The following is a 14,110-nucleotide window of genomic DNA, read 5'->3' as shown; positions in this document are numbered from 1 at the left end:
TTCTCCAAAAGATTGTTTTATGTTTTCTTGTCGGAGACTAGATTAGTGAATTGACCTGCTCGGAAAAACAGCAAATACTGAACAATATTGTTTCTTATTACGAGCGAATCATGGACAGAATCACAGCCGCAAGGGTGTTTTTGGATGTGACAAAAACAGGCAGCTTTACCGCCACGGCCGACCGATTAGAGATGTCTCGCCCCATGGTGACGCGATACGTTGAAGCCATGGAAGACTGGCTGAAAACGCGCTTACTTCATCGGACTACACGTAAAGTGTCTCTGACTTCAGCCGGTGAACGGTATCTTGAGCACGTTGAACAACTCGTTGAGCAGGCGGAATCGCTCTCTTTTCTTAATACGACTTACGGTGAATTAACAGGAACAGTGCGCATTGCCGTCTCCATGTCATTTGGGCATGCCCAACTTATTCCTGCTTTAAAAACCTTCATGGCGGACAACCCTCGTGTCATCATCGACATGGACTTACGAGACACAACTAACGATTTGACCCGCGATCGTATCGATCTCGCCATTCGCATTTCATCCAACCCCGATCCATCTTTGATAGGAAAGCCTATCGCAGTTTGTGAATCCGTCTTGGTCGCTTCTCCGTCATATATCGATACCCATGCACCGATCACATGCCCTTCCGACCTGTCAACGCATCAATGTCTTGGCTATAGAAACTTCGCGCACCACGTATGGCATTTACAAAACGGCGAGTTGAGCGAATCAATCGATATACAATGCAAACTCACTGCGAATGAGGCGACATCACTGTTATACGGATCAATAGAAGGGATGGGCATTTCAATGCAACCAACTTACTTGGCGGAGAAATATATTCAGTCTGGTGAGCTTGTTCCAATTCTGGGTGAATGGAAGCCGCAAGACATGCAGATCTACGTTCTTTACCCATCGAGAAAAAACATGGCTCCCGCAGTTAGAGCAGTGATTGACTACCTGAGCAGCTATTTTCAATTCTTAGGTAAAAAGTGATAATCGGTCCAACACGTTACTTTGTTGGTATTTCTCATAATAAAAGCCAACAGGTCGAATTTGCTTTGGCAATATGACCTCAAAATACATTTAAAATAAAAAACAAAAGGCTAGGTATATTCACTATGAATGCAAAAATCATCCTCGATACTGACCCAGGTATTGATGACGCGATGGCGATACTGTTTGCAGAAGCCAATCCCAACATTGAGTTGGTCGCGCTAACCACGGTCTTTGGCAATGCAGATATTGAAACCAGTACCCGCAATGCCCTTTACCTCAAACAACGTTTTGGCTTTCAATGCGACGTGGCCAAAGGCGCGAGCAACCCCCTTAAGCGCCCGCCCGTCGGTGCCAGTATTGCGGTACACGGCGAAAATGGCTTTGGTGATGTAAAGATAGATGAGCCCAATATTCAGGCAGATCCGCGCCCTGCGCATCAATACATCATTGATGCGGTGAAAGCGGCGCCAAACGAAATCACGCTGGTTGCGGTCGGCCCACTGACCAACCTTGCTCTCGCGGTGACACTGGCCCCCGAAATTACTGCACTGGTTAAAGAAGTGGTGATCATGGGCGGAGCCTTTGGTACGCATGAGCACACAGGCAATGTCACCCCATTTGCCGAAGCCAATGTTCACGACGACCCACATGCCGCAGACATCGTTTTTACTGCTGGCTGGCCTGTCACCGTGATTGGGTTGGACGTGACTCACGAAACCTTCTTTTCTACGGACTATATCGACACACTTCGCGATACGTGCGGAGAAGTGGGCCAGTTCATGTGGGATATCAGCCGCTTCTACCTCGATTTTTACAAATCTCGCATGGGCGTAAATGGCTGTTTTGTACACGACCCATCAGCCATTGCTTATGTGATAAACCCTTCGCTGTTTACGCTACGTGAAGGCCCTATCCGAGTGGTATGCGACGGCCCGGCCGAAGGTCTGACCCTGCAAAAGTACAAACAGACACAACACAAAACCGATGAATGGGCAGACAAAAAGCCGCAACAAGTAGCCGTGGCGGTCAACGACCAAGGCGTATTAGATCTCTACCTCGATTCGATGGCGCAATACGGTAATCGCTAAATTTGCGCTTTTAAAAAGCTTTTACGCTCAGCGCTCTCTAAATAAACGCCGATCGCTAATACAACATTAGTTGTCGGCGTTTGTTTGCCTACTACCAACAGCTCTGTTAATCCTTGCTGTGCTCCTCACCCCTGCGTTAACAAGGCGCACCAACCTCCACTGTTCGCTAATACACAAAACGATAACGCGTGATGTGCTGATACGGCACTTTGGCTTGTTGAATCCCGGACAAAGCGCCCCATTGGGGCTGATTCGGCCCGTCCGGCAAGTATTGTGTCTCTAGCGCTAAGCCTTCATATTTTTCGTAAATATGGCTCGCACCTGCGGTGTTTTGGAGGAAATTACCCGAGTAAAACTGAATAGCAGGTTTGGTGGTCATGATTGTCATTGTGACCGCTTCATCGGGAGAAACAACGGTGGCCACCGCCGCTTTGCCATCACAATATTCAGGTACCAACATAAACGCATGGTCATATCCGCCCGCCATCACTTGATCATCATCGATCAAGAAGTCACGTAGTATGGTTTTTGCCACATTGAAATCAAATGCTGTGCTTGTCACTTTGCGCTGCTCGCCCGTCGGGATCAAATCAGCTCGTGTGGGTAAATAATGGCTAGCGTGCATTTTCAGTGAGTGATCGAGACTTTTAGCACCACTTTCTTCGCCATTTAGGTTGAAATAGGCATGGTTGGTTAAGTTAATCGGGCAATCCGCATCACATATCGCCTCGTAGCCAATCTCAACCGAATTATCATTCGTTAGGGTATATGTCACTTTGACACTTAAGTTGCCCGGAAAGCCTTGGTCGCCATCTACAGAAAAAAGCGTAAACACTACCTGTTGTGGCGTTTGAGATTTAATCACCCAACGCTGTTTGTCAAAACCGTTTACGCCACCGTGTAAGGTATTTTCCCCTTCATTTGCTGCCAACACGTATTCCGTGCCACTCAACAAAAAACGACTGTTATTAATACGGTTAGCAAAGCGACCGACAATCGCGCCCAGATATGCCTTTTGCACTTTGTGGGCATCCATATCTGGCGAACGCAGCAAGACTTCACGACGTTCTTCTTTCATGGGTAAATTACAACTCAGCCAGGTTGCGCCAATGTCCATAAATGACGCGGTCATTCCGGCTGCGTTATGCAGATGAACCACATTTGCAGGACGATCGTCATACGCATGGTGTGCGGTCATCGCAGCACTTATTTGTGAAACGTGTGGCAGCATCTGTTCGCTCATACCGTCTTTTTCTCCATCATGTATTGTTCGATATGCTATTGGAGTGAGCGCGCCTCTCACGCCTTATTCGCTTCACGACGCTAAGGGTTTTATTTCGCGAGATAAGTGTGTTGCATCCTACCAAGTGACAGACAACCCGAACCGTACCCCTAACAACGTTTGAAAAAGTTTACAAAAGATGCACGGCACACGTTAAAGGTAATCAATAGCACCCATATAACAATTTATTACGTTGTCATTTTATGCATTAACACCTTTAGCAGCCAATCACCTGTTTCTGGCTTGCCAACTCGACCTTGATCTTCTCCCCACCCAAAACAGCAAACGTGAAAGATCGTCTCACTTCTAGTTAAGCGGCAATCAATCATACTTTGTTGGAACAAATCAGACACATTGCTGAGATAGCGTATTGCGCAGCACCTTGTTCTAAGTCGAACTACATCTAAACGTACACATTTCATTCAGACACGAATTTCGGCTAAACACTCAGGAGATCTCAATGGCTGCACAAGGATTCGACACGGCATTTTTACCTATTCCCGTTTCATTACCACGCCTAGGCGAAAGCTTGTTAGAGGTGGCATGGGAATATGGCGAGCCCCTGCATTACGAGCATTTTTCTCTGGTGATGAACCGTGAAACCAAAATGGCGTTTTATACTGCGCATAACATTGATCGTGAGAACCTGATCAGCTTGGCGCGAAGCCGATGGAAACTCGACCCCCGCGTTGACCTTGCCTATCAAGCAGGGCCTGACGTTTACAAAAACAATGTGTGGGATCGCGGGCACATGGTGCGACGGGCCGCCATTACGTGGGGTGAGCGCGCCAAAGCAAGCCAAGCGAATAGAGACTCCTTCTTCTACACCAATGCCAACTTGCAGCACGCGAAGTTTAATCAAGATGAGTGGTTGGAGCTCGAAAACTGGCTGCTCGAAGAGCAGGAACTGGGCGATCGCTTGTCTGTATTTACTGGCCCGATTAACAGCATCAATGATCAACCCTACCGCGGCACATTTATTCCTTCCGCTTTTTGGAAAGTCATCGTGTTTACCCGTGGTGGTGAGCTGCAATGCCGTGCATTTTTGATGAAACAGAGCGAATTTTGGGACGACCATGACGGGCGTAAAACGCTTAACTTGGAGAGCTATCAGGTCTCACTGTCACAGATCAGTGAGCTGACGGATCTCTACTTCCAAGCTGAGCTGTACGAAGCCAACCCAATGTTCTACTCGCCAAACAACTTTACCCTTTCTAACGACATCGACACGCCAGAAATGCGCCCCATCGAATCGCCCACGGACATCATCAATACCCGGGGCGACTACACAGATATCATTCAAGCACTTTGGGATGGCGATAAAAACAAATTCAGCGTGACACGCATGAAAGATGGTCGCTGGATGAATGAAAACGCGGATATTCGTTTGTACGAACAAGGCTTTCGTAACCCCAGAAAACAAGACCTCGCCAAATTTGCCCTCTTCGATGACGTGAATACTGACAAGCTAATGTTGTCGCCTACCTATGAAGCCTTTAAGCGCCTGTTGGATAACTACAACGAAATGGCACACGATGGCGAACAATACAGTAACCAAGAGCGCATCGAGATCGACAACTTCCTAAACACCTGCTTTGCCACCACAGGCAGTAATGGTGTGACCTTGATGGAGGAAGTCTATCAATACATCACCGCTTCGCCGGAAATTGGCGGATTAGGCTTTGAGAGAAAAGCCCACACCGACATGCCCTTTTCCAGCACCACGTTCGGTTCAGAAGCCTGCGTTGATCTCTCCGACATGGCCGCCTTTCAAACCACCTTGCGTAACATTTGGTTTGGCCTCTACACCAATTATTTCGATAAAGCTGTTATCGGTGCATCGGGCTTTGAGCATGTGTTCCTTGGGGAAATTAAACGCGAAGGCTCTCGCTATGAAGTGGGTGGATATCATTATTGGGTGAAGTTCTTTTGGGACGAGCAAGTTGCAATGAGCGGCCAATCTAACCTGAATTATCTCGGCTCTTTCTATGATGGCCCTGAAGGTCAGCTCAATACCGATGTGGCGACGCTGTCCATGCGCTGGCGTGTGGGAAATAAGTCTGCACTGAAAGAAAAAGGCGGCTTTTTTGTCGGCATCAGCCCAGAATGCATGCTAGCTCTGGGCACATTAGTGACCTTCGAAAGCTACCGCAATGACGCCGACGCACTGGCATTTTTCGATGGAGAATCCAACCGCCGCGCAGCCATTAACGACTGGCGCTATGATTTGGTAATTTATCGCGAAACCCGTCAGGACAAATCCCGCGGTTTCCATTTACGATCGTTTTATCCCGTGCTGAAAAGTCGAGATAATCACCAACCTCTTTTGGCACCCCACTCCAACGCTGAGGTCACTTTGTATCAAGAGGGGGATGTTGTGATTGCTTCTGCGCTGCCTAACCCGCAAGGCTCAGGAGATAAAAATGAATGGGTATCAATCCGCAATGAAACCGCGGGGTTGGTTGACGTGACAGGCTGGAAGATACGCACTAAATCAGGCACTACCGCGATTCAAGAGAAAACCAAACTCGCGCCTGGTCGAGATCATCGTATTGTCGTGCGAGCAGGAGGCGGTGGCGCTGCGCTTTCCAACAAAGGATCATACATCGAGCTAATAGACGTGGAGCAGACAGTGATTTCAAAGGTGGAATATAAATCAGTCAGTCGACGAGCCGAAGGTCAGGTGCTGAATTTCACGTAGTCGAGCCTTGGAGAAGACCCGAAACTGATTGAGCATTCATTGACGATAAGCCCTGACCATTTGCACAAAAGCTTGCGGGTGTGATGGGCTTTTTTTAGTGATTACATGTTCTTTAACGGTCTCACAATCTCGTCTAACCCTTCAATTTTTAAGGTAAGACAAAGCGCCATCAGCTGACCAAGTTCACCGCTGGGAAACCCCTGCCTTTCAAACCACAGCAAGTATTCTTCAGGCAAGTCGATAAGCACTCTTCCCGAATATTTGCCAAATGGCATTTTAATTCGGGCAAGTTTGAGCATATTCTCTTTTTCTAACATGGTTTGAGCGCTTTATTCAGTAAACAAGCGGGCAGTGTATACCCTTACGGATTTCAGATCAGAAAAAAACCAGCGAAATAAAGGGGGAACATACGCTGACACAAAGTGGCACCCCAGTGACACAAACCAGCGCATTTTTGTTATTCAATCCAACTGACACACTTCACAACCAAAGAGTTTGCTGTGCATCCAGCAACCCACGCAAAAGCCCAGCACTGCCTCTAGCCACGTCAACAAAAAACAGATACCCAAGACAGAGAGAAGCCAAATATCAGAAAAGTCGAATAATCGAAATGCCAAACAAGTTATTCCCATCGATGCACCTAATATCCACGCAAAGCGTTTAGGCTTTATAGGCCGCCAAACTGGCTTAAACTTCATTGTCATGGCGGTACCTAGCACACCTGATGGACTGAGTGGCGTTAAACCAAACATCGCAGCCATTGCCATGTCAAAGATGACATAAGGTCCAACATAAATGATGGGGTCCCATTCGGGACGAACAACGAGTATAAACATGGTCACCGCAGAGAGAATATTGAGCAGCCCTGCTCTTGCTCGCGTCGCGGTTTCGTCTATCCGTAAATCACTTTCACCCGGCAAGCTTTGCCCCATCGCCAATACAGGTTTAGTCAAAAAGGTATGATATTTTTTTTGTTCGTCAGCGCGCATAGAGCTTTCCCTTGTCTCTCTTTCTTCTCTAAGTCTATACGCTGAAAGAAATGATGACGGGGCGTGACGGAATTGATGACACTATCCGGCCAAATATTGCTCGCTGAGCAATTTTTCGCCTGACATCCAAGCAATTCTTTGCTCGCCTGAGTGAGGCCACTCACTAACTCCTTGTTTTTATTGCACCTCAGAGCTGGCACACCCTTTGCGTTATCTCTTGCGTTGTATCACTCATTTCTCTGTCCGCCATGATTGGCGGGCAACCATTGAATAAGGACATCGCAATGCCAACTCCATGTTATATCGCTATTGAAGGCAAAACTCAGGGAAACATCACTGCCGGTGCTTTCACCGCGGATTCTGTCGGTAACATCTATGTGGAAGGCCACGAAGACCAAATGCTGGTTCAAGCGTTTGACCACATCGTGACCGTGCCGACCGACCCACAAAGCGGTCAGCCTTCTGGCCAACGTGTTCACAAGCCGTTCAAGTTCACCGTGGCGCTGAACAAAGCCGTGCCGCTGATGTACAACTCACTCGCATCAGGCGAGATGCTGCCAAAGATTGAACTCAAATGGTACCGCACCTCGGTGGAAGGTAAGCAAGAGCACTTCTTCTCCACCATCCTCACTGACGGCACCATCATCGATATCGATTGCCAAATGCCCCATTGCCAAGACGCGAACAAGAAAGAGTTCACCCAGCTGGTGACTGTGTCTGTCGCTTACCGCAAGATTGATTGGGAACACACTGTAGCAGGGACGTCAGGTGCCGATGACTGGCGTGCGCCGATTGAAGCATAAGGCTTCACATCAAGACGTCACTTTTGCTTTTTAGGCCTCAGGGTTCTTATAAGAAAAAGTGACTTCTCGTGCCCAACCCGCCCTTGGGCGGGTTTTGTCGTCAAGCAATGACGCCTGACGGCCTGATGTTGAATGATGTACGGACGCTGTTTAAACAGGGTCATGCTGGGATGGTTTATGGCTACGGAAAGCGGTCTGCAATTTACTCTTCATGTTGAAGGCTTACCCGACGACACCTTTGCGGTGGTCGACTTCTCAGGCACGGATAGCCTTTCTGCGCCGTTCGTGTATCAGGTCAATCTGGCGAGCCGCAAAGAAGCCCTCTCCGAAAACGACGTGGTTGACCGCAATGTTACCTTGATGTTGTGGAAAGACGGGGAGTTAGCCCAACGCTTTCATGGCATTGTGCGCCGCTTTACCCGCGGTGATACGGGCTTTAGCCATTCTCGTTATGCGCTTGAGATGGTCCCTGCCCTTTCGCGTTTGTCCCTTCGCCATAACAGCCGTATTTTCCAGCAACAATCTGTCCCTGAAATCATCAGTATCTTGCTGCAAGAAATGGGCATTGATGCGTATGCGTTCGCCCTCTCTGGCAGCCCGCAGCCCCGTGAATACTGTGTGCAGTATCGTGAGTCTGACCTTGAATTCTTAGAGCGCATCGCGGCCGAGGAAGGCATTTTCTATACCTTCTTGCACAGCAAAGACAAACATACCGTGTTGTTTTCGGATGACACTCAGACACTCTCTCACTCGTCATTAGCACTGCCTTATAACGCCACTGTTGGCGGCACGGCCAGTTCAACCTTTGTCAAAGGTTGGCAATTCTCGGCGCAAACCCGCCCGTCGTCGGCGCAGCTGAAAGACTACAGCTTCAAAAAACCGGCTTATGGCTTTTTGCATGACCATGCGGGCACCGAGATGGCTTATCAGCGCGGCACCTATGAGCATTATGATTTCCCTGGGCGCTACAAAAGTGATGCGGCAGGAAAACCGTTTACCCAATACCGGTTAGAGCATCTAAGAAGCGATGCGATTACCGCGACCGCCTCGAGCAATGTGATGCAAATCCAAGCCGGCATGTTGTTTGATTTAACCGACCACCCTGATGACACCACCAATCGCGATTGGGTGGTGGTCTCGGCGCAGTGTGAAGGCACGCAGCCCCAAGCGCTCGAAGAGCACGGTGGCGAGGGCATGACCACCTATCGCAATACGTTTTCAGTTATTCCGGCGCACAGACCGTGGCGCCCCGCGCCACAAGCCAAACCCTGTGTGCATGGCCCACAAATCGCCATTGTGACTGGGCCTGCCGGGGAGGAAATCTTCTGTGATGAGCATGGGCGCGTGAAAGTGCAGTTTCCGTGGGACAGATATGGCAACAGCGACGACGCCTCAAGTTGTTGGGTACGTGTCTCGCAAGGCTGGGCTGGCGGGCAATACGGCATGATGGCGATACCAAGAATCGGCCATGAAGTGATTGTGTCGTTTTTAGAAGGCGACCCAGACCAACCGATTATCACAGGACGCACTTATCACGCCACCAATGTGCCGCCCTACCCGCTGCCAGCCAACAAAACCCGCACGGTACTGAGAACCGAAACCCATCAGGGCGAAGGGTTCAATGAGCTTCGCTTTGAAGACCAAGCGGACAACGAAGAGATTTACGTTCATGCCCAAAAGGACATGAACCTGCTGGTCGAGAATGACCGCAAAGACAACATCAAGCACGACTTGCACTTGGATGTGGAGAATGAACGGTTTTCTCACATCAAAGTCGATGATCATTTAACCGTCGACGGGCAAAGCAAAGAGCATGTGAAGGGTGATAAAACCATCGTGACCGACAGTTCACTGCACATCAAAGCCGGCGTGGGAATACTCAACGAAGCAAGCTCAGAGATCCACCTAAAAAGCGGTCATAAATCTATTCTCGAAGCCTATACCGAAGTCACGCTCAAAGTCGGCGGCAACTTCATCAAAATAGACCCCGCCGGCGTTCACATCGTCGGCTCCGTTATCAATATCAACTCAGGCGGCAGCGCAGGATCTGGCTCAGGCTTTGGTGGTGCAATGCCGATGTTGCCGGGTGGGGTTGAAGCAGAGAAAGCGCCGGATGAGGCGGTTCGGAACTTGGCAACAGCTTCACAACAATCAGCGGCACCATTGATTTTACTTCAGCAAACTAAGGCTCTCGTTGCTGCAGGAAAGTCAGGGAAACCTCTTTGTGAAGAATGTATCGATTCAGGCGAGGATAGCTAAGTGAACTTGCCTGACATAGAAGCGAATCAGAATCCGCTTTACATTCTGCTCGACGGCACAGTCATAGAGGATGCAGTCAAACTCAGTTATGAACTGGCAGCCAATCAAGACATCGAGATTATATACAGCGGCACAGTGCTTAACATCGTGTCGAATTTGAGCCCAATTATTCTTCCGTTAAAAAACAATCAAGTTTTGCTCAATGCAGCGATGGACAAAAAGCCACACGATTGGGGGATAGTTTTTGAGGCGGAAGCATCAACGTCTGACGTAGCAGAACACTTAAAGACGGTTATCAAAGCCGATTTAGGTAATGGAAGCACATCAGTGTTTAGATTCTATCTACCTCACGTTGTAGGCCGAATTGCTTTGGCCTCCACTGATACACAAAAGCATCGACTATTTGGACCCATCACCAAGATTTGGAGCCAGTCTCGCGCCGACAAAATTTGGGAGACGACAGAGATAACCTATTTTGAGAAGCCTCCTCAAGAAGAAAACAACGGCTGGATGGCACTATCAGATAACCAGTTAACGGCTTTAGGAGAAGCAGCTAAACAACACTTTCATTATCGAGCCTTAGATCATGTGAATCAGCATTTTCCTAATCATTTTTACCAAGCATCCCCACAGGATCAGCTTCTAAAAATCGAGTCCTATGTGAAACAAGGCCAGTCTTATGGTTTGAGTAGCGAAATGGAAAGCCTTTGCTTTATCAATATTCTCTGCATGTTAGGGGAAGAGGCATTGGAAGGTGAAAAGCACAGCGATGTCAAAAAGCTACTTGATAGCAAAGACACAATGCTTCCATCAGAAAGAATTCAAAACGCATTGAATAAAGCGACAGAGCTTTATGAACACAGAGAGTCTCTAAATGGTTAATAAAGCAAATGAAGCGGCTACAACATCGAGCGCTGATAGCATCGACTCGCTAATGTCTACCTGTCCATTAAATGATGATCTCATCGTTATTCACCCAATGCGCTATTCCGTTAAGCAAATAGAGCTAAGCTTCATGCTACCTTCAGATGTGGGGAGCGGCCTGCCTGTTTTAAAAGAGCATGATTACATCATGCGCCCTGTCATTGATGCTTTTATTTATCTTTTTAATGAAAGGGACAATTACGTTCTGCTGTCTGAGTTTGATACTTCTGGTGAGGCAATCAAAACGGAATGTATATTTGGAGATGTTCCCAATGAGATACAGGGCCATTTTCCTGTCATCACTCAAGAAAAGAATGACAAATTCTCGATACTCCTTTCTTACATAAAGCTGGACGAAGCGTTCGTTCTAGGTTTAGTCAAAGATAAAAGCATTAGAAAAAATCAACTTCAGCACGTAAGCGTCAGCAGAGCTCGAAGGGGCAAAGAAGACCACTGCCTAATGGTCGAAGATCTTCCGACCGTTAGCCCAGATTTTTCAAGTGAAACTTTTAATTTTGATTGGTCTTTATGGTCCACCTCTGATCTATCGACCCCACCGTTACTGGCTAAATACAGGTCAGTGACACCCGACAGTCATGTTGCTGTCGCTGTCATTGACCCAGTGGGGATCAGCATAGAACTTTGCACACTTTTCAATGCTCAATATGACGCTGGATTTACCCATATAGCGGAGACGCAATATCCTTACACGATTGCGAATGCGACAAAAATGCTAATCAATAGAGAGGCACAAAAAGGGTTTAGAAAAGAAGTAAAAAAACGCGTATCCATTACCCATGAACCCAAAGATTATCAATACGGGCTTCCCACATACTATGAGCGAACAGAAAAAGAGATTGAATACATTCGTGAAGATCGCCGAGACAGGATAATCAAGGATTATCACGATGTTATTCGCTCAGAAGAAATGGATAAATTTCAATCGGACCGCGATGCTTACACTAAGGCTCTAAGCACTAGCTTAGAAGAGATAGCCCTTGATTGGACACAATGGCTTGAATCTGACTACACCGACTTCGCACTAGCCCTTTATTCTCCATATAAACAAGAACAAATTAAGCTAAAGGAAATTGCCATTGCAAATATGCTTGGCAATGTACAAGTGACAGAAGTAGGCAAAAAACTGCGTGACGACTGGATTAAAGATTTCGCCTACTGCACAACGGAGAAAGATAAACCAGAGTCAAAAGGAATCGGTGGACAAATATGGTCAACCATTGGTGTACTCAACTCTGGTTACAAAGAGCTCAGCAAGCACTTAAAACTTGTTTATGACGCAGGCTCTATAGATTGGGATGACGTCATATCTAACCAAAGGCGACTCATCTCTGACGGTATTCTCGCAGCCACCGAAGCGACTGACAGCATTCAATACTCCATAGGTGAAAAAGTTGCTCAGTTTGTTGTAGATGCAGAAAACGAAGCTGCTTGGCATGTTTACTATCACGCCATGGCTGAACGGTATGGATATCAATATGGCGTAATGACCACCTCACTAAATGATGTGCTTGAAGATATCGAAGACTTCAATGCAGTCCAATTTGCCGCTTCAGCAGAGCATATCCTCATTGCTAAGACCAAAAATATTAAAAAGAAGAAATTAAAATCTAAGGGCAAAGGAAGAGGGGGCGTCATAAAGAAAGCCAAGTATATTGATCCAAAGGTGAAAATAAAGCTCTATCAGCTAGACACGATACTTCAACCTGGAAATAAGCCCAGCGCCCTTGAAGGTTTTGCATATTGGGTTGTTAAAAATGTCGAACAAAGTGACATCAATAATCCGAATAGTAAATTGGGCCAGTGGAGCAAGCAGTTATCTGGTGTCGTAGAAAAGCACAATGGGAAATTCACTGGCTTGCTGCTGATCGCTCAAGCAGCGAATATGATCGCTGTATTAAATACAACAATCTCAGCCAAAAAGCGCGACACTAAAATGGTCGTTGAGATCACCAATAGTGCTGTGGGCTTGATTCAATCTACACTGGCTTTCATCCAAAGTGCCAAGTTTTCTGGTGACGAGCAAGCTATGAAGCTTGTGGCTAAATCCAATATAAAATCTTTCGGTATCAAGTCGACAAGAACAATCATGAAACTAGGACAACCAATCCCAGAACAAGTTATAAGTAGATATTCAGCAGCCGTTACAAAACGATTGACGGGCATCGCGAGGTTTGGATACCGTGCATTACCGATAGTCGGAAACTTCCTGGGAGTCATAACCAGCGGCTTCAACTTAGCCAAGGATATAGAGCAGCAAGACAGTTTAGGAGCCAAAGTTGTTGCAGTCTCCTCCCTGATTGTCAATTCGGCAGCGCTAGTTTTAGCCGTTGTGGCGCTTGTTCCGGGCGTAAATGTAGTGGTTGGCGTCATTGCATTAGTACTGGCAATAGTAGGCGTTGCTTTAGACCTTATTCATGCGTGGATAGAAGATAGTAAGCTCGAAACATTTCTCAAAGGATCCTTCTGGGGCATTGGTAGCACATACGTCTATAAAAGGAGCTTACCAGATGACACATCCGCAAGAATAAAATACTTCAAAGACGTTGCAGACGAAGATGTTCAGAAAGTAAAAACAAAAGAGTTGGTAGCTTTTACCGACGAACTGTTTAGGCCAATATTTAGCCACTCTTCATATGATGAAAGCGGTTGGTTTTATAAATACGAAGATTTTTCGTTAAATATTTATTTTCCTGGTTATGAGAGTGCGAGCAGCAAGGTTTCGCTCAAGGTTCTTGGTGTCATCGATGACAAAACCGAACTCTTGTATGGTCGGGTCATCAACGCAGATGGTTCAGAAGAGCTTCCAACAAACAAAATCAACATGAAGTCATCCTCTGGAGAGGGTTTTGCTCTTGAGGCTTCATTTAAAGAAAGTCTTTGGAAAAAGGATTACGACAGCTATCGTTTCGATATTAGCTATGCAAATCCTAGCTCCTTTCCCGTAACGTTAAACTATTCGGTAGACTTGGATGATGACGCTGCTCTTTTTTGGCAGGATGATGTAAGTACCGAAATTGAAGTTGAAAAATAATTGAGGCG

10 protein-coding genes are annotated in these 14,110 nt (G+C 47.0%); 7 read left to right on the top strand and 3 right to left on the bottom strand.

Annotation, left to right across the window (positions count from 1 at the left end; genetic code table 11):
• Positions 1 to 110: 110 nt before the first annotated feature.
• Both AB8599_RS19125 and AB8599_RS19120 read left to right on the top strand, forming a co-directional pair.
• On the top strand, positions 111 to 1,001 hold the full coding sequence (locus tag AB8599_RS19125; RefSeq protein ID WP_407333322.1) for a LysR family transcriptional regulator: 891 nt from the start codon (positions 111 to 113) through the stop codon (positions 999 to 1,001).
• Between the two features lie 125 nt (positions 1,002 to 1,126).
• On the top strand, positions 1,127 to 2,092 hold the full coding sequence (locus AB8599_RS19120) for a nucleoside hydrolase (protein ID WP_407333321.1): 966 nt from the start codon (positions 1,127 to 1,129) through the stop codon (positions 2,090 to 2,092).
• 166 nt (positions 2,093 to 2,258) lie between these two features.
• On the opposite strand, the gene galM is transcribed toward AB8599_RS19120, so the two are convergent.
• Positions 2,259 to 3,323: a galactose-1-epimerase gene (galM, locus tag AB8599_RS19115; RefSeq protein ID WP_407334435.1), complete on the bottom strand. Its 1,065-nt coding sequence runs from the start codon at positions 3,321 to 3,323 to the stop codon at positions 2,259 to 2,261.
• A 511-nt stretch (positions 3,324 to 3,834) separates the two neighbouring features.
• Between galM and AB8599_RS19110 the strand changes: the two genes are divergently transcribed.
• Positions 3,835 to 6,075, top strand: a complete 2,241-nt coding sequence (locus AB8599_RS19110) for a DNA/RNA non-specific endonuclease (RefSeq protein WP_407333320.1) — start codon at positions 3,835 to 3,837, stop codon at positions 6,073 to 6,075.
• A 101-nt stretch (positions 6,076 to 6,176) separates the two neighbouring features.
• Here the strand turns inward: AB8599_RS19110 and AB8599_RS19105 are convergent, their stop codons facing one another.
• Positions 6,177 to 6,392: a DUF3820 family protein gene (locus tag AB8599_RS19105; protein ID WP_407333319.1), complete on the bottom strand. Its 216-nt coding sequence runs from the start codon at positions 6,390 to 6,392 to the stop codon at positions 6,177 to 6,179.
• Between the two features lie 144 nt (positions 6,393 to 6,536).
• A complete protein-coding gene (locus AB8599_RS19100) occupies positions 6,537 to 7,064 on the bottom strand; it encodes a DUF4395 domain-containing protein (RefSeq protein ID WP_407333318.1) in 528 nt (175 codons plus the stop codon).
• A 284-nt stretch (positions 7,065 to 7,348) separates the two neighbouring features.
• Here AB8599_RS19100 and AB8599_RS19095 point away from each other — a divergent pair, with 284 nt between their 5' ends.
• The 4 genes from AB8599_RS19095 to AB8599_RS19080 all read left to right on the top strand — a co-directional run bounded on the left by AB8599_RS19095 (position 7,349) and on the right by AB8599_RS19080 (position 14,102).
• Positions 7,349 to 7,867, top strand: a complete 519-nt coding sequence (locus tag AB8599_RS19095) for an Hcp family type VI secretion system effector (protein ID WP_407330938.1) — start codon at positions 7,349 to 7,351, stop codon at positions 7,865 to 7,867.
• Between the two features lie 177 nt (positions 7,868 to 8,044).
• Positions 8,045 to 10,126, top strand: a complete 2,082-nt coding sequence (gene tssI, locus AB8599_RS19090; RefSeq protein WP_407333317.1) for a type VI secretion system tip protein TssI/VgrG — start codon at positions 8,045 to 8,047, stop codon at positions 10,124 to 10,126.
• A complete protein-coding gene (locus AB8599_RS19085; protein ID WP_407333316.1) occupies positions 10,127 to 11,008 on the top strand; it encodes a DUF4123 domain-containing protein in 882 nt (293 codons plus the stop codon).
• Positions 11,001 to 14,102, top strand: coding sequence for a hypothetical protein (locus AB8599_RS19080; RefSeq protein ID WP_407333315.1), 3,102 nt, complete (start codon positions 11,001 to 11,003; stop codon positions 14,100 to 14,102). Before AB8599_RS19085 ends, AB8599_RS19080 begins: the two co-directional genes overlap by 8 nt.
• Positions 14,103 to 14,110 lie beyond the last annotated feature (8 nt).

Origin of the sequence: Enterovibrio litoreus, assembly GCF_045679545.1 — a bacterium.
Lineage (GTDB): Bacteria > Pseudomonadota > Gammaproteobacteria > Enterobacterales > Vibrionaceae > Enterovibrio.
This window is presented reverse-complemented; position numbering and strand designations above follow the sequence as displayed.